This is a genomic window from Nocardiopsis changdeensis (genome assembly GCF_018316655.1).
GTDB classification, from domain to species: Bacteria; Actinomycetota; Actinomycetes; order Streptosporangiales; family Streptosporangiaceae; genus Nocardiopsis; species Nocardiopsis changdeensis.
Window position 1 is genome coordinate 5,888,099 of sequence record NZ_CP074133.1, and the last position, 16,689, is coordinate 5,904,787.

Consider the following 16,689-nt stretch of genomic DNA (forward strand, 5'->3'; position numbering starts at 1 on the left):
GTGTCTCTTTCTGACCGATTTGCGTAGTTTACGCAGGTGAAACCAGTCAAATACCAGCAGAAAGCCCCTACGGCCAGTGTGACGAGGATCACATAAATTATCCGGCCCTGGCACTCCGCCAAACCACACGAGAGGGCACACGATAGAGAGCGGAGGGCACCGAAGCCGCAATCCGGACAGAATCCGATCCGGGCCCTTCATTAACTCCGTCTTGCCTCGGATTAACTCTGGGTTATTTCTGCCCGACGTCGCCCGAAGCGCCTCCCCGAAACGCCCGAACCACGACAATTACGGTGTAGCCAGTGATCGGACGCCTGCCCATCCTCGACATCTCTCCGGACAACGATCTCGGCCCGGTGAAAGCGGTTCCCGGTGAACGCTTCACCGTCGGCGCGACGGTCATCCGCGAAGGGCACGACTCCCTCTCCGCGGGTGTGGTCGTCTATTCGCCCAAGGGCCGCCGGGAACGCCTCGTGCGCATGAGCGAGCGCGCCCCCGGGACCGACCGCCACGAGGCGGAGATCTCCCTCCCCGCCGAGGGGAAGTGGTCCTTCGCCATCGAGGCCTGGAGCGACCCCTTCGCCACCTGGCACCACGCCGCCGAGGTCAAGCTCCCCCTGGACCAGGACACCGACCTGGTGCTGGAGGAGGGGGCCCGGCTGCTGTCCCGGGCCGCCCGCCGCGTTCCCCGCAGGCCCCTGCTCGCCCGGGCCGCCGCCACCCTGCGCGACACCTCGCTGACCCCGGCCGAACGCTACGCCGCGGTCACCCCCGAGGTGCTCGCCCTCATGCACGACCACTCGCTGCGCGAGCTCGTCACCCGCTCGCAGCGCACCAGCGTGGTCGTGCACCGCGAGCGCGCCCTCTTCGGCTCCTGGTACGAGTTCTTCCCCCGGTCCGAGGGCGCCCAGGTGGACACCGCCCCCGGCCAGGAGGTCTCCGGCACCTTCGCCACCGCGGCCAAGCGGCTGCCGGCCATCGCCGACATGGGCTTCGACGTGGTGTACCTGCCGCCGATCCACCCCGTGGGGCACGCCCACCGCAAGGGCGCCAACAACGCCCTGACCGCCGGTCCGGGCGAGCCCGGGTCGGTGTGGGCCATCGGCTCGGCCGACGGCGGGCACGACGCCGTCCACCCCGACCTGGGCACCCTCGCCGACTTCGACGCCTTCGTCGCCGAGGCGCGCGGACACGGCCTGGAGATCGCCCTGGACCTGGCCCTGCAGTGCTCCCCCGACCACCCGTGGGTCGCCGAGCACCCCGAGTGGTTCACCACCCGGGCCGATGGGTCCATCGCCTACGCCGAGAACCCGCCCAAGAAGTACCAGGACATCTACCCCCTGAACTTCGACAACGACTTCCCGGGGCTGTACCGGGAGATCCGCCGCGTCGTCCAGCACTGGATCGACCACGGGGTGCGCATCTTCCGGGTCGACAACCCGCACACCAAGCCGGTGGCGTTCTGGGAGAAGCTGCTGGCCGACGTGGCGAAGAAGCACCCGGACGTCCTGTTCCTGGCCGAGGCGTTCACCCGCCCCGCCATGATGCGGACCCTGGCCAAGGTCGGGTTCCACCAGTCGTACACCTACTTCACCTGGCGCAACGGCAAGGACGAGCTCACCGACTACCTCACCGAGCTGAGCCGGGAGACCGCCCACTACCTGCGGCCCAACTTCTTCGCCAACACCCCGGACATCCTCAACGCCTACCTCCAGGAGGGCGGCCGCCCCGCCTTCGAGATCCGCGCGGTCCTGGCCTCGCTGCTCTCACCCACCTGGGGCGTCTACTCCGGCTACGAGCTGTGCGAGAACACCCCCGTGCGGCCCGGCAGCGAGGAGTACCTGGACTCGGAGAAGTACCAGTACCGGCCGCGCGACTGGGCCGGGGCCGAGGCCGAGGGGCGGAGCATCTCCGGCCTCATCACCCGGCTCAACCGGCTGCGCCGCGCCCACCCCGCCCTGCGCGAGCTGCGCAATCTGCGGTTCCACCCGGTGGACCGGCCGGAGATCATCTGCTTCTCCAAGCGCCGCCCCGGCGAGCGCCCCGGCGACCCCGACGACCTGGTCGTCGCCGTCGTCAACCTCGACCCGCACCACGTCCGCGAGGCGACGGTGCACCTGGATCTGCCGTCCATCGGCCGCGCGTGGGAGGAGGAACTCAAGGTGACCGACGAGTTGACCGGCGCCGCCTACACGTGGGGGGCGGCGAACTACGTCCGGCTCGACCCCGAGCGGGGTACCGCGCACGTGTTCACCGTCAACGGCAGATAGCGGCCCGCGGAGCATCCGGAGGGGCGCGGCGGACGGTGTCCGCCGGCACCCCTCCCATGCCCGAGCAGCCGTTGATCCGATGTCGAACATTCATTGGTGGGGAGCAGTAGATGAGCAACGACGAGTCCGGACCGGGCCGCCCCGAACACCCCGCGCACGGTCCGCTCGCGCCGGCCACCGGGGCCGCCACCGGCCCGCTCATGTCCTCCGGCGGTACCGGTGACCCCTACTGGTACAAGCACGCCGTCTTCTACGAAGTACTCGCCCGGGGTTTCCACGACTCCAACGGCGACGGCACCGGCGACCTCGCCGGCCTGGTGCGGAAACTGGACTACCTCCAGTGGCTCGGCATCGACTGCATCTGGCTGCTGCCGATGTACGAGTCCCCCCTGCGCGACGGCGGCTACGACATCTCGGACTACTTCAAGATCCTCCCCGAGTTCGGCACCACCGCCGACTTCGTGGAGCTGCTCGACGAGGCGCACCGGCGCGGCATCCGCGTCATCACCGACCTGGTCATGAACCACACCAGCGACCAGCACCCCTGGTTCAAGGCCTCCCGGGAGGACCCCGAGGGCCCCTACGGCGACTTCTACGTGTGGTCCGACACCAAGGACCGCTACGAGGACGCCCGGATCATCTTCGTCGACACCGAGACGTCCAACTGGACCTACGACGAGGTCCGCGGCCAGTACTACTGGCACCGCTTCTTCTCCCACCAGCCCGACCTCAACTTCGAGAACCCGGCCGTCCAGGAGGCCATCCTGGAGGTCCTGCGCTACTGGCTGGACCTGGGCATCGACGGCTTCCGGCTGGACGCCGTGCCCTACCTGTACGAGCGCGAGGGCACCAACTGCGAGAACCTCAAGGAGACGCACGAGTTCCTCAAGCGCGTGCGCGCGGAGGTGGACCGGCTCTACCCCGGCCGGGTCCTGCTGAGCGAGGCCAACCAGTGGCCCTCCGAGGTCGTGGACTACTTCGGCGACCACGCCGCCGGCGGCGACGAGTGCCACATGAACTTCCACTTCCCGCTGATGCCGCGCATGTTCATGGCGGTGCGGCGGGAGCAGAGGTACCCGATCTCGGAGATCCTCGCCCAGACCCCGGAGATCCCGGCCAACTGCCAGTGGGCGATCTTCCTGCGCAACCACGACGAGCTGACCCTGGAGATGGTCACCGACGAGGAGCGCGACTACATGTACGCCGAGTACGCCAAGGAACCCCGCATGCGCGCCAACGTGGGGATCCGGCGGCGGCTCGCCCCCCTGTTGGACAACGACCGCAACCAGATCGAGCTGTTCACCGCCCTGCTGCTGTCCCTGCCCGGCTCCCCGGTGCTGTACTACGGCGACGAGATCGGCATGGGCGACAACATCTGGCTGGGCGACCGCGACGCCGTGCGCACCCCCATGCAGTGGAGCTCCGACCGCAACGCCGGGTTCTCCACCGGGGACCCCGGGCGCCTGTACCTGCCGCTCATCCTCGACCCGGTGTACGGCTACCAGGCGGTCAACGTCGAGTCCCAGCGCGCCAACCCCGGCTCGCTGCTCAACTGGACGCGGCAGATGATCCAGATCCGCAAGCGGCACCCCGTGTTCGGCACCGGGGCGTTCACCGAGCTCGACGCCAGCAACCCCAGCGTGTTCGCGTTCATCCGCGAGCACGGCGACGACCGCATGCTGTGCGTCAACAACCTGTCCAAGCACCCGCAGCCGGTGGAGCTGGACCTGTCCGGCTACCTCGGGGTGAACCCGGTGGAGTGCGTGGGCGGGACGCGCTTCCCGCGGATCGGCGAGCTGCCGTACCTGCTCACCCTGCCCGGACACGGCTTCTACTGGTTCCAGCTGCCCCCCGCCGCGGACACCGGCCCCGGCCCCGTCGTCGGCGAGGAGGACACCGCACCGACCTACGGCCTGCCCGCGGCCGGGGTCAGTGCCCGGGCCGCGCTGGGCGGGCGCTCCCCCCGCACCCGCGGCGGCCACCGCACCACGGTCACCACGCCGTCCTCCGACGAGAAGGGGAACAGGCCCGACTGATCATGTCCCAACTCGAAGAGCTCCTGGCCGTCTGGATGCCCCGTCAGCGCTGGTTCTCCGGCAAGGGGATCCCCATCCGCAACATCCGGGTCGAAAGCCGGCACACCCTGGTGTCCGCCGGCCCCGAGGGCCCCGACCTCAACCTGCTCGTCGTCCGCGCCGGGCAGCGCGGCCGCAGCTCCCGCTACCAGGTGCTGCTCGGCTCCCGGTCGTCGCGCTCCCTGCCCGCGGAGCTGGCGGGCGCCGCCATCGGCGTCCACCAGGCCCCGGGCGGGAGGTCGCGGGTCGTCTACGACGCGGCCAACGACGCCCAGCTGACCGCCATGCTGCTGGAACGCTTCGCGGCCCCCTCGGCCGCCGGGCACGTCCGGTTCCGCACCCTGCCCGGCGAGCGCATCCGCACCGGTTCCTCGGGGCGGGTGCTCACCGGGGAGCAGTCCAACACGTCGCTGGTGTTCGGCGAGGACTACGTCCTCAAGACGTTCCGGCGGGTGTGGCCCGGGCCCAACCCGGACCTGGAGCTCAACCGGGCGCTGTACGGCTCGCCGTACGTGGCCCGGCCGTGCGGGTGGATCGAGGCGGACCTGCCCGGGTACGCCGAGCCCACCACCCTGGCGATGCTCCAGGACTACATCCCCGGGGCCTCGGACGGCTGGGTGCTGGCCACCGCCGACGCCGAGGCGCTGACCCGGGGCGCCGACCGCGCGGCGCGGACCTCGTTCACCGGGGACGCCGCCCTGCTCGGGCGCACCACGGCGGAGGTGCACCGCGCCCTGGCCCGCACCCTGCCCACGGACGTGCTGTCGGTGACGGCCGTGGCGGAGCTGGCCGACGCCATGGTGGAGCGGCTGGCCATGGCCAGCGCCGAGGTGCCGGAACTGGCCGAGCACGCACCCCTGGTGATGGAGGCCTACGCCGAGTTCGCCCAGGTGGACGAGCCGCTGCCGATCCAGCGCATCCACGGCGACTACCACCTGGGCCAGGTCATCCGCACCGGGTCCGGGGGGTGGGTGCTGCTCGACTTCGAGGGCGAGCCCACCGTCTCCGTCGCCGAGCGCCGGCAGCTCGCCAGCCCGCTGCGGGACGTGGCCGGGATGCTGCGCTCCTTCGACTACGCCGCCGGGTACCTGCTGGTCGACCACCCCGGCGACGAGGGGCTGGAGTGGTCGGCGCGGTCCTGGGCGCGGGCCAACCGCGAGGCGTTCTGCCGCGGCTACGCCGACGGCGGCGGCGCCGACCCGGAGAAGCACCTGGTCGTGCTGCGGGCCTTCGAGTTCGACAAGGCCGTGTACGAGGTGCTGTACGAGGCCCGCAACCGGCCGCACTGGCTGCGGGTACCGCTGGAGTCCATCGCCGCCGCGGCGGCCCCGCCGGTGCCCCGCTGAACGGCGGCCCGCCCCCGGGCGGGCCGTCTCCGCTCCCCCGCCCCTCCCCGTTTCCTGTCCACCGTTCCTGTCCACGAGCACCACGGAGCAGCATTGTCCTCGCCACGCAGCGAACAGCGTCAGCGCGCGACCACCGATGAGGAGACCGCGAAGAAGACCGGGAGCAAGGCCGCCGGCGCGAAGAAGAAGACCGCGGGCAAGCCGGCGGCGGCCGAGGCCGCCACCGCGAAAACCACCGCGGGCAAGACCGCGGCGGGCAAGACGGCCGCCGCCAAGAGCACCGCAGCCAAGGCCGCCGCGGGCAGGACCGCCGCCGGGTCGGCGGCGGCGAAGAAGCCCGCCGCCGCGCGAACGGCCGCGGGCAAGGCGACGGCTGGCAAGGCGGCCGCCGCCGGGACGGCCGCGGGCAAGAAGGCCGCGGCGAAGAAGCCCGCGGGCCGGGCCACCGCCGCGAAGGAGCCCGCGACCAGGGCCGCCTCCGCGAAGAGGACGGCGCCCGCCACCAAGGGCCGCGCCAAGGCCGCCCCGGCGGGGAGGGCGCCCGCGCGCACCGCCCCGGCCCGCGCGGCCTCCGGGCCCGAGCAGGAGCTGCTCGCCGCCGTCGACCGCCTGGTCGACGGCCACCACCACGACCCGCACTCCGTCCTGGGCGTACACCCCCAGGGGCGGTCCACCGTGGTACGGGTGCTGCGGCCCCACGCCACCGAGGTCCACCTGGAGCTGCGCGACGGCGAGCGGGTGCGGGCCGAGCACCTGCACCGGGGCGTGTTCACCGCCAAGGTGTCCGGCACGAGGCTCGGCGACCCCGCCGACTACCGGGTCACCGCCCGCTACGAGGACGGCGCCGAGCACACGGCCGCCGACCCCTACCGGTTCACTCCCGTCCTGGGCGACCTGGACCTGCACCTCATCGGCGAGGGCAGGCACGAGGAGCTGTGGCGGGCGCTGGGGGCGCACACCCGCACCCTGGAGACCGACGCGGGCGAGGTGTCCGGCACCTCCTTCACCGTGTGGGCGCCCAACGCCCGCGGGGTGCGCCTGATCGGCGACTTCAACCTGTGGAACGGCGTCGGCCACCCCATGCGCAGCCTGGGCGGCACCGGCGTGTGGGAGCTGTTCGTGCCCGGCGTGGGCGACGGGGCGCTGTACAAGTTCCAGGTGCTGGGCGCCGACGGGCACTGGCGGGACAAGGCCGACCCGATGGCGCGGGCCACCCAGATGCCGCCGCAGACCGCGTCGGTGGTGACGACGTCGGGCCACGTGTGGACCGACCAGGAGTGGATGGCCGAGCGCAAGGGCGTTGAGCCGCACCGGGCGCCGATGAGCGTGTACGAGGTGCACCTGGGGTCGTGGCGGCCCGGCCTGTCGTACACCGAGCTGGCCGACCAGCTCGTCGGGTACGTCACCGAGATGGGCTTCACCCATGTGGAGCTCCTGCCGGTGGCCGGGCACCCCTATGACGGATCCTGGGGCTACCAGGTCACGTCGTACTACGCGCCCACGCCCCGGTTCGGCACGCCCGACGAGTTCCGGCACCTGGTGGACTCGCTGCACCGGGCCGGGATCGGCGTCCTGCTGGACTGGGTGCCCGCGCACTTCCCCAGGGACGAGTGGGCGCTGGCCCGGTTCGACGGCACCGCGCTGTACGAGCACCCCGACCCGCGCCGGGGCGAGCACCCCGACTGGGGGACGCTCATCTTCAACTACGGGCGCACCGAGGTGCGCAACTTCCTCGTGGCCAACGCCCTGTACTGGCTGGAGGAGTTCCACATCGACGGGCTGCGGGTGGACGCGGTGGCGTCCATGCTGTACCTGGACTACTCGCGCGAGGACGGCGGGTGGGAGCCCAACGCCTTCGGCGGCCGGGAGAACCTGGAGGCGATCGACTTCCTCAAGGAGCTCAACACGGTCGTCTACCGGCGCAACCCGCACGCGGTGATGATCGCCGAGGAGTCCACCGCCTACCCGGGGGTGACCCTGCCGGTGGACCACGGGGGGCTCGGGTTCGGGCTCAAGTGGAACATGGGGTGGATGCACGACACCCTCCAGTACCTCTCCAAGGAGCCGGTCCACCGCAAGTACCACCACGACGAGGTCACCTTCGCGATGGTGTACGCCTACAGCGAGAACTACGTGCTTCCGCTGTCGCACGACGAGGTGGTGCACGGCAAGGGGTCGCTGTTCAACAGGCCGCCGGGCGACGAGTGGCAGCGGGCGGCGAACCTGCGGGCGCTGCTGGCGTTCATGTGGTCGCACCCGGGCAAGCAGCTGCTGTTCATGGGCGGGGAGATCGCCCAGGGCGACGAGTGGTCGCACCTGGACGGGGTGCCCTGGTGGCTGCTGCAGTACGACCACCACGCGGGGGCGCAGCGGCTGGTCAAGGCGCTCAACGACCTGTACCGGCCGCGTCCGGCGCTGTGGTCGCTGGACACCGACCCGGCCGGGTTCCAGTGGCTGGACGGCGGCGACCGCGACGGCAACACGCTGTCGTACCTGCGGCGGGGCGAGGACGGCTCGGCCCTGGTGTGCGCGGTGAACTTCTCGCCGGTGCCGCGCCCCGACTGGCGGATCGGCCTGCCCTGGGAGGGCCGCTGGGACGCGGTGCTCAACACCGACGAGGCCCGGTTCGGGGGCTCGGAGTACCCGGCCCCCGCACACGTGGAGGCCCAGGTCCAGGAGTGGCACGGCCAGCCGTACTCGGCGCCGGTGACCCTGCCGCCGCTGGGCGCGGTCTGGTTCGAGCACCGGCCCTGAGCCCGACGAGCGCGGGAGCGGCCCCGGTCCGGTCGGACCGGGGCCGTTCCCGTGGAAACGTCATCGCGGCGTCATCCGGTGTCACGCCGATGACACCGCAGGTCACACGAACTTCATGGCCCTCCGTGAGGATCGGGGGCGCCACGGGGGATGAAACCCGTCCGGAATTCGTCCGGAACGGCCCTTTACCTCCGCGGGTCCGCGTGCTGGGGTGTCCCCCATCACAGTCACGAACGATGGGACACCCCCTATGTCCGACACCTCCCAGAGTTTCGCGAAAGTCCTCGGGCGGGGCGACGTCCTCGCCCTCGGCTTCGGCGCCATGATCGGCTTCGGCTGGATCGTGCTGGTCGGCGACTTCATCGGCGCGGCCGGCCCCGGCGGTGCCGCCGCCGCCTTCGTCATCGGCGGGGTGATCATGGCCTTCGTCGGCCTCACCTACGCCGAACTCGTCTCGGCGATGCCGCACGCCGGGGGTGAGCACCACTACGCCATGCGGGCCGTCGGCCCCCACGGGGCGTTCGTCGCCTCCTGGGCGATGGTGCTCGGCTACGTGTCGGTGGTCGCGTTCGAGGCGGTCGCCGTCCCCCAGACGCTCGTCTACCTCTTCCCCGACATGGCGGCCGGGCACCTGTGGACCGTCGCCGGGTACGACGTGTACGCGAGCCTGGTCGCGGCCGGCGTGGTGGCCGCGGCGGTGATGACCTTCGTCAACTACGTCGGGATCAAGCCCGCCGCCGTGTTCCAGACCGTCGCCGTGCTGTTCCTGGTGTGCGTCGGCGCCGTCATGCTCACCGGCTCGTTCGCGGGCGGCTCGGCGGCGAACATGGAGCCCCTGTTCACCGGCGGCGTGCCAGGGGTCTTCGTGGTCCTGGTGGCGGTGCCGTTCCTGTTCGTCGGGTTCGACGTGATCCCGCAGTCGGCGTCCGAGGTCAGGATCCCCCACCGGCTGGTGGGGGCGCTGCTGGTGGTCTCGGTCCTGTGCGCGACCGCCTGGTACGTGATGGTCATGCTCACCGCGGGGGCGGGCCTGCCCGCGGCGGACCTGGCGGCCTCGGAGCTGGCCTCGGCGGACGCGGTGGCCGCCCTGTGGAACAGCCCGGTGATGGGCGACGTGCTGGTCCTGGGCGGCATCGCCGGTCTGCTGACCAGCTGGAACGCCTTCCTCATCGGCGGCAGCCGCCTGGTCTACGCGATGGCGGCGTCGCGGATGCTCCCGGCGTGGTTCGGCCGCCTGCACCCGCGGTACCGCACCCCGGCCAACGCCGTCCTGTTCATCGGCGCGCTGTCGGCCGCGGCGCCGTTCTTCGGCCGCCCCATGCTGGTGTGGCTGACCAACGCGGGCGGGATCAACATCGTGCTCGCGTACCTGGCGGTGGTGGTGAGCTTCCTGGTGCTGCGCCGCCGCGAACCCGCCATGGAACGGCCGTTCCGCACCCCGGCCGGCCCGGTGGTGGGGTGGACCGCCCTGGTGCTGTCGCTCGGCCTGTTCTCGCTGTACCTGCCGGGCATGCCCGCCGCCCTGGGCTGGCCCCAGGAGTGGCCGATGGTGCTGGCCTGGTGGGCCGCCGGGGCGCTGCTGCTGTGGCGGCTCCCCCGCGTCCCCCCGGGGCCGGACGCCGAGCGGCGCCTCATCGCCCTCATGGACGCCCGCCGCTGAACGGGGCCGGCGGCCCCGCGGGGCCACCGGCCCGCCCGGGCGGTGCGGTCCCCGCCGGAAGGCCCGGCGGCGGACGCCCGGGCGCGAGGAGGAGGCGGTGGGCCCCCGCCGGGGCCGCGTTCGGCGGCGCGCCGCGCGGCGGGCCCCGCCTTCAGGACGCGCGGTGGTGCCAGGCGGTGAGGCGGGCGACCGCCTCGTCCAGGACCTCGTCGCGCTTGCAGAAGGCGAAGCGCAGCAGGTGCTCGCCCTCCTTCTCGCGGTCGTAGAACACCTGCGCGGGGACCGCCGCCACCCCGGCCTCCCGGGGCAGGGCGCGGGCGATGTCCACCCCGCTCGTGTACCCCAGCGGGCGGATGTCGGCCATCACGAAGTAGGTGCCCTCGGACACGCCCACCTCGAACCCGGTCTCCGCCAGCCCCGCCGCCAGCCGGTCCCGCTTGCCCTGGAGCGCGGCGCGCTGGGCGGCGACCCACTCGCCCTCGTTGTCGATGGCGTCGGCGATCGCGAGCTGGAGCGCCCCGTTGGCGCTGAACGTCAGGAACTGGTTGACCGTGCGCACCGCCGTCACCAGCGGCTCGGGGCCCATGACCCAGCCGGTCTTCCATCCGGTGACCGCGAACATCTTGCCCACAGAGGACACCGACACGGTGCGCTCGCGCATCCCCGGCAGCGTCGCCAGCGGCACGTGCGGTCTGCCGTCGAAGGTCAGGAACTCGTACACCTCGTCGGTGAACGCGATGAGGTCGTGCTCACGGCACACCGCCGCGATCTCCTCCAGCTCCTGCGCGGTGAACACCGTCCCCGTCGGGTTGTGCGGGCTGTTGACCAGCACCATCCGCGTCCGGGGACCCACCGCGGCGCGCAGCTCGTCCGGGTCGAAGACGAACCGGCCGGTCGCCGGGTCCGGGCGCAGGGTGACCGGGCGGCGGACGCCGCCGGCCAGCGTGACCATCGCGGCGTAGGAGTCGTACATCGGCTCGAACACAATGACCTCGTCGCCCTGCTCGACCAGGGCCAGCAGGGCCGCGGCGATGCCCGCCGTCGCCCCCACCGTGATGTACACCTCGGTGTCCGGGTCCAGGTCGATCCCGTAGTGGCGCGACCGGTAGCGGCTGACCGCCCGACGCAGCTCCGGCCGCCCCGGGCCCGGCGGGTACTGGTTGACGCCCTCCAGGATGTTGCGGGAGGCGGCCTCCAGCAGGGGGCGGGGCCCGTCGGTGTCGGGGAATCCCTGGCCCAGGTTGACCGACCCGGTCTCCGTGGCCAGTCGCGTCATCTCGGCGAAGATCGTCTCGCCGTACACGCGCATTCGTTCGATCAGCGGATTGTCCACGTCCCGAGCGTATCCCCCGGACCGCGGCCGCGCCCATCCGGGCGCACGCGTGGGGCGGGACCCCTCGGGTCCCGCCCCACGCGTGCGCCTCGGTCCCTCACAGGAGCAGGCTGAGCACGATCCACACCACCGGCCCCGCGATGAGCAGGGAGTCCAGCCGGTCCATCAGGCCGCCGTGGCCCGGCATGAACCGGCCCATGTCCTTGATCCCCAGGTCGCGTTTGAACAGCGACTCGATGAGGTCGCCGACCGTCGCGGCCAGGACGACGGCCAGCCCCAGGACCACGCCGACCCACCAGGGGCCGTCGAGCATCAGCACCACGCACAGGGCCCCGGCCAGGGCGCAGCCGAGCACGGAGCCGCCGAAGCCCTCCCAGGTCTTGTTCGGGCTGATCACCGGCGCCATCTTGTGCCGGCCCAGCAGGATCCCGGCGAAGTAACCGCCGATGTCGCTGGAGATCGTCACCACGATGAACGTCACCAGGCGCTGCTGGCCGTCCTCGGGGTGGGCGATCAGCAGCAGCCACGTCCCCAGCAGGAAGGGGAGGTAGACCAGGGTGAACATGCTCGCCGACGTGTCGGCGACGAACCCGTCCGCCCCGCCCCGCAACCGCCACACCAGGGCGGCGATCGCGGTCAGGGCGGTGGCGCCCAGCAGCCACTCGGGGCCGCCGAAGTAGGCGGCCACCTGCATGGCGACGCCGCCGGCGGCCAGGGGGACCACCGCGACGTCCATCCCCTTGCTGGCGAACGCCCGGTTGAGCTCGCGCATGCCGATCAGCACCCCCGCGGAGGTGATGATCGTGAACAGCGCGGGCCAGGGGAAGATCGAGAAGAAGACCAGTGCGCCCAGGAGGCAGCCGCTGGCGATGGCCACCGGGAGGTTGCGGCCCGTCTTGACCGGCTCACCTCCCGGCTTGTGCAGCACGAAGCGCTGACCGGCGGCCCTGTCGGCCCCGGCGTCGCCGGGGCCGACCTGCTGATCGTCGTCGGGTCTGTGCTCCGGCGAGTGGTCATCGCCTCCGGAGCCGCTGGAAGGAGTCGTCACCGGCTAGACCTCAAGGAGTTCCGATTCCTTGTGCTTGAGGAGCTCGTCGACGGAGGCGACGTACTTGTGGGACAGCTCGTCCAGCTCCGCCTGCGCACGGTGGGCCTCGTCCTCGCCGACCTCGCCCGCCTTGACGGCCTTCTCGAAGGCGTCCTTGGCGCGGCGGCGGACGTTGCGGATCGAGATCTTGGCGTCCTCGCCCTTGGTGCGCGCGACCTTCACGTACTCCTTGCGGCGCTCCTCGGACAGGTCCGGGAAGACGACCCGGATGACCTGGCCGTCGTCGGACGGGTTGACGCCGAGGTCGCTGTTGCGGATGGCGTTGATGATCGAGGTCCGGGAGTTGACGTCGAACGGTGAGATGACCACCATGCGCGGCTCGGGGACCGAGAAGGACGCGAGCTGGTTGATCGGCGTCGGCGCGCCGTAGTAGTCCACGGTGATCTTGTTGAACGTCGCCGGCGTGGGACGCCCGGTGCGGATCGCCGCGAAGTCCTCCTTGGCGACGATGACGGCCTTCTCCATCTTCTCCTCGGCTTCGAGGAGGGTCTCTTCGATCATGGGGCGCTCCCGGTTCTCGGCTGTGGTGTGCGTGGCTTGAGGGTGTCGCCGCGGCCGCCTCAGGCGGGGGTCGGCCCGACGATGGTGCCGATCTTCTCACCGCGGACGGCGCGCAGGATGTTGCCCTGGCTCATCAGGTCGAAGACGACGATGGGCAGCCCATTGTCCATGCACAGGCTGACGGCGGTGGCGTCCATGACCTTGAGGCCGCGGGTGAGGACCTCGTTGTAGTTGAGCTTGTCGAACTTGACCGCGTCCGGGTTGCTCCGGGGGTCGGAGTCGTAGACCCCGTCGACCTGGGTGCCCTTGAGGACGGCCTGGGCGCCGATCTCCAGGGCGCGCTGGGCCGCGGTCGTGTCGGTGGAGAAGAACGGGGCGCCCAGGCCGGCGCCGAAGATGACCACACGGCCCTTCTCCAGGTGGCGCACGGCGCGGCGGGGGATGTACGCCTCGGCGACCTGGCTCATGTGGATGGCGGTCTGGACGCGGGTGTCCACGCCCAGGCGCTCCAGGAAGTCCTGGAGGGCGAGGCAGTTGATGACGGTGCCGAGCATGCCCATGTAGTCGGCGCGGCCGCGCTCGATGCCGCCCTCGGTGAGCTGGGCTCCGCGGAACATGTTGCCGCCGCCCACCACGACCGCGACCTGGATGCCCTCGGACACGGCCTCGGCGATGGACTCGGCGACGTACTGGACGACCTCCGGGTCGATGCCCAGGCCGCCCCCGCCGGCGAAGGCCTCGCCGGAGAGCTTGAGCATCACGCGCTTCCAGCCTGCGTCGTGCATGGCGGGTTCGGTGTTCGTCGCTGCGTTCACGGCCTGTGGCCTCCCTTGTCGTCCCCGAGCGGCACAGGGTCCCCCGAGTGCTCCTGCTGCGGGCGGTGCGGGTCTTCATGCCCCCCGAAACCGCCCATATCCACCGAAGGTGCCGGGGAGATCGTTCTCCCCGGCACCTCCATCATGTCAAAACCTAGGCCTGGCCGACCTTGAAGCGGGCGAAGCGCTTGACCGTGACGCCGGCGGCGTCGACGACCTGCTGGACCGACTTCTTGTTCTCCTTGACGAACGGCTGGCCGAGCAGCGTCACGTCCTTGAAGAAGCCGTTGAGGCGGCCCTCGACGATCTTGGGGATCGCCTGCTCGGGCTTGCCCTCCTCGCGGGTGGTCTGCTCGGCGATGCGGCGCTCGTTCTCGACGACCTCGGCGGGCACCTCGTCCTTGGAGACGTACTGCGGGGCCATCGCAGCGATCTGCTGCGCGAGGTCCTTGCCGACCTCCTCGTCCGCCTTGTCCAGCTCGACCAGGACGCCCATGGTCGGGGGCAGGTCCGGGTCGGACTTGTGCAGGTAGGCGGAGACGTAGGCGCCGTCGAACTTGGCGAAGCGGCGGAACTCCAGCTTCTCGCCGATGATCGCGCTCTTCTCCTCGATGTAGCCCTGGAGGGTCTTCCCGGGCTCGATCTCGGCGGCGGCGACGGTGGCGAGGTCGTCGCTGTCCTGGGCGGCGACGAAGTCGGCGACCTGGTCGGCCAGCTCGATGAACTGGGCGTTCTTGGCGACGAAGTCGGTCTCGCAGTTGAGCTCGATGAGGGTGGCCTTGCCCTCGCCCTGCTGGCGGAGGACGACCGTGCCCTGGGCGGCGGTGCGGCCCGCGCGCTTGTCGACGGACTTGGCGCCCTTGATGCGCAGGGCCTCGACGGCCTTGTCGAAGTCGCCGTCGGCCTCGGTCAGGGCCTTCTTGCAGTCCATCATGCCCGCGCCGGTCATGTCGCGCAGCTTCTTGACGTCCGCGGCGGTGAAGTTCGCCATGACTGTTGGATTCCCTTGGAAGTGAAGTCTGTACGGAAGGTGAGCGGTCCGTACACCCCGCGTGCCGCCCCGCTCGAAGGCGGAGCGGCACCGGGGTGTCGTGGGTCCCGGGGGACCGACTGCTACTCGGCGGCCGGGGTGTCCTGGGCCGGGGTCTCCTCGGCCGGAGCCTCGTCGACGGTGGCGCCCTCGGACTCGGCGACGGCCTCGGCGGCGGGCTCGGGGGTCTGGACCGGGATCTCGGAGGTGTCCTGGCCGGCCCCGACGGAGTCGGCGGTCTCGCCCTTGCCCTCGAGGATCTCGCGCTCCCACTCGGCCAGGGGCTCCTCGGCGGCCTTCTGCTCACCGGCGCCGGAGCGGGTCAGCAGACCGTCGGCCACGGCGTCGGCGATCACGCGGGTCAGCAGGCTGACACTGCGGATGGCGTCGTCGTTACCCGGGATCGGGTAGTCGACCTCGTCCGGGTCGCAGTTGGTGTCGAGGATCGCGACGACCGGGATGTTGAGCTTCCGGGCCTCGCTGATCGCGATGTGCTCCTTCTTGGTGTCCACGATCCACACGGCGCTGGGCACGCGGGACATGTCGCGGATACCGCCGAGGGTGCGCTCGAGCTTCTCCTTCTCGCGGCGGAGGTTGAGGAGCTCCTTCTTGGTGAGCGAGGAGCCGGCGACGTCGTCGAAGTCGATCTCCTCCAGCTCCTTCAGGCGCTGCAGCCGCTTGTGGACGGTGGAGAAGTTGGTGAGCATGCCGCCCAGCCAGCGCTGGTTGACGAACGGCATGCCGACGCGGCGGGCCTGCTCGTCGATGGCCTCCTGCGCCTGCTTCTTGGTGCCGACGAACAGGACGGTGCCGCCGTGGGCGACCGTCTGCTTGACGAACTCGTAGGCGCGGTCGATGTGCGCCAGCGACTTCTGGAGGTCGATGATGTAGATGCCGTTGCGCTCCGTGAGGATGAAGCGCTTCATCTTCGGGTTCCAGCGACGGGTCTGGTGCCCGAAGTGGACGCCGCTCTCCAGGAGCTGGCGGGTCGTCACGACTGTGGCCATGACAGGTCCTCCTAGTGGTGGCGGGGATAGGGCTCCCCGCCTTCGGTTGTTCCTGACGCCCCGGCCGTACCGCCACTCCGCCGAGGCGGTGTGGACCGTGGGTACGACCCCTCCGGAGGGAGGCTGGTGGACGTGCGTAGTGTGTTCGGCCCGGTGGGCCACAGATGATTCTATCCTCCGCGGGGAACGGGCCGGACCTGCGCGGGGGGCGGCCCCCGCCGTCGTCCACAGGTCGGCGGAAAAGCCCGCCCTCCGGGCCCGCGGCGGCGAACCTGGATGTATGCGGAACCTCGTGCCCCTCCTCCTTCCCGTCCTCCTCCTGCTGGCCTGCCTCCTGCCCGCTCCCCCGGCGGCCGCCGGCGCCGACTGGCGGTGGCCGCTGGACCCGGCGCCGCGGGTGCTGCGGCCCTTCGACCCGCCCGAGCGCCCCTGGCTGCCCGGCCACCGCGGCGCCGACCTGGCCGCCGAGCCCGGCCAGGAGGTCCTCGCGGCCGGCCCCGGCCGCGTCCACTTCGCCGGGACGGTCGCGGGCACGCCCGTGGTGTCGGTCTCCCACGGCGGCCTGCGCACCACCTACCTGCCGGTGGAGACCGGCCTGGCCCGCGGCGACCCGGTGGCCGCCGGGCAGGTCATCGGCACCGTCGCCGCCGCGCCGCGGCACTGCCCGCAGCGCACCTGCCTCCACTGGGGCCTGCTCCGGGGCCGGGACTACCTCGACCCGCTCTCCCTGCTGGGCCCCGTCCCCGTCCGCCTCCTCCCCCGCACCCCCTGACCCACGGCCGAGCCGGTG

12 protein-coding genes are annotated in these 16,689 nt (G+C 71.6%); 6 read left to right on the plus strand and 6 right to left on the minus strand.

What is annotated here, in order from left to right; genetic code table 11:
* Positions 1 to 302 precede the first annotated feature (302 nt).
* The 5 genes from KGD84_RS26515 (at position 303) to KGD84_RS26535 (ending at position 10,105) form a co-directional block, all read left to right on the plus strand.
* Positions 303 to 2,270, plus strand: a complete 1,968-nt coding sequence (locus KGD84_RS26515; protein WP_220563075.1) for an alpha-1,4-glucan--maltose-1-phosphate maltosyltransferase — start codon at positions 303 to 305, stop codon at positions 2,268 to 2,270.
* 110 nt (positions 2,271 to 2,380) lie between these two features.
* Positions 2,381 to 4,306, plus strand: coding sequence for a maltose alpha-D-glucosyltransferase (treS, locus tag KGD84_RS26520; protein ID WP_255646823.1), 1,926 nt, complete (start codon positions 2,381 to 2,383; stop codon positions 4,304 to 4,306).
* Between the two features lie 2 nt (positions 4,307 to 4,308).
* On the plus strand, positions 4,309 to 5,691 hold the full coding sequence (locus KGD84_RS26525; RefSeq protein ID WP_220563076.1) for a maltokinase N-terminal cap-like domain-containing protein: 1,383 nt from the start codon (positions 4,309 to 4,311) through the stop codon (positions 5,689 to 5,691).
* A gap of 588 nt (positions 5,692 to 6,279) precedes the next feature.
* Positions 6,280 to 8,445, plus strand: coding sequence for a 1,4-alpha-glucan branching protein GlgB (gene glgB, locus KGD84_RS26530; protein ID WP_220565328.1), 2,166 nt, complete (start codon positions 6,280 to 6,282; stop codon positions 8,443 to 8,445).
* A 250-nt stretch (positions 8,446 to 8,695) separates the two neighbouring features.
* Complete coding sequence (locus KGD84_RS26535; RefSeq protein ID WP_220563077.1) at positions 8,696 to 10,105, plus strand: APC family permease; 1,410 nt, start codon at positions 8,696 to 8,698, stop codon at positions 10,103 to 10,105.
* Positions 10,106 to 10,256: 151 nt separating this feature from the next.
* On the opposite strand, the gene KGD84_RS26540 is transcribed toward KGD84_RS26535, so the two are convergent.
* From KGD84_RS26540 to rpsB, 6 genes are all read right to left on the minus strand, one after another.
* Positions 10,257 to 11,438 (minus strand): pyridoxal phosphate-dependent aminotransferase, encoded by a 1,182-nt coding sequence (locus KGD84_RS26540; RefSeq protein ID WP_220563078.1) that lies wholly within the window; start codon positions 11,436 to 11,438, stop codon positions 10,257 to 10,259.
* A 97-nt stretch (positions 11,439 to 11,535) separates the two neighbouring features.
* Complete coding sequence (locus tag KGD84_RS26545; RefSeq protein WP_220563079.1) at positions 11,536 to 12,486, minus strand: phosphatidate cytidylyltransferase; 951 nt, start codon at positions 12,484 to 12,486, stop codon at positions 11,536 to 11,538.
* A gap of 3 nt (positions 12,487 to 12,489) precedes the next feature.
* Positions 12,490 to 13,047 carry a ribosome recycling factor gene (frr, locus tag KGD84_RS26550; RefSeq protein ID WP_220563080.1) on the minus strand — a complete coding sequence of 186 codons (558 nt, stop codon included), beginning with the start codon at positions 13,045 to 13,047 and terminating at the stop codon, positions 12,490 to 12,492.
* Positions 13,048 to 13,106: 59 nt separating this feature from the next.
* Positions 13,107 to 13,832 carry a UMP kinase gene (gene pyrH / locus KGD84_RS26555; protein WP_220565329.1) on the minus strand — a complete coding sequence of 242 codons (726 nt, stop codon included), beginning with the start codon at positions 13,830 to 13,832 and terminating at the stop codon, positions 13,107 to 13,109.
* A gap of 184 nt (positions 13,833 to 14,016) precedes the next feature.
* Entirely contained in the window at positions 14,017 to 14,853 is an 837-nt protein-coding gene (gene tsf / locus KGD84_RS26560) for a translation elongation factor Ts (RefSeq protein ID WP_220563081.1), read from the minus strand.
* Between the two features lie 122 nt (positions 14,854 to 14,975).
* Positions 14,976 to 15,899 carry a 30S ribosomal protein S2 gene (gene rpsB, locus KGD84_RS26565; protein ID WP_220563082.1) on the minus strand — a complete coding sequence of 308 codons (924 nt, stop codon included), beginning with the start codon at positions 15,897 to 15,899 and terminating at the stop codon, positions 14,976 to 14,978.
* Between the two features lie 280 nt (positions 15,900 to 16,179).
* Between rpsB and KGD84_RS26570 the strand changes: the two genes are divergently transcribed.
* Positions 16,180 to 16,671 (plus strand): M23 family metallopeptidase, encoded by a 492-nt coding sequence (locus KGD84_RS26570; RefSeq protein WP_255646827.1) that lies wholly within the window; start codon positions 16,180 to 16,182, stop codon positions 16,669 to 16,671.
* Positions 16,672 to 16,689: the final 18 nt, after the last annotated feature.

Bases quoted from the DNA above. Each gene is read 5' to 3' on its own strand.
- treS (WP_255646823.1), top strand. From the start codon at position 2,381: ATGAGCAACGACGAGTCCGGACCGGGCCGCCCCGAACACCCCGCGCAC.
- KGD84_RS26525 (WP_220563076.1), top strand. From the start codon at position 4,309: ATGTCCCAACTCGAAGAGCTCCTGGCCGTCTGGATGCCCCGTCAGCGC.
- KGD84_RS26535 (WP_220563077.1), top strand. From the start codon at position 8,696: ATGTCCGACACCTCCCAGAGTTTCGCGAAAGTCCTCGGGCGGGGCGAC.
- frr (WP_220563080.1), bottom strand. From the start codon at position 13,047: ATGATCGAAGAGACCCTCCTCGAAGCCGAGGAGAAGATGGAGAAGGCC.
- pyrH (WP_220565329.1), bottom strand. From the start codon at position 13,832: ATGCACGACGCAGGCTGGAAGCGCGTGATGCTCAAGCTCTCCGGCGAG.
- tsf (WP_220563081.1), bottom strand. From the start codon at position 14,853: ATGGCGAACTTCACCGCCGCGGACGTCAAGAAGCTGCGCGACATGACC.
- rpsB (WP_220563082.1), bottom strand. From the start codon at position 15,899: ATGGCCACAGTCGTGACGACCCGCCAGCTCCTGGAGAGCGGCGTCCAC.
- KGD84_RS26570 (WP_255646827.1), top strand. From the start codon at position 16,180: ATGCGGAACCTCGTGCCCCTCCTCCTTCCCGTCCTCCTCCTGCTGGCC.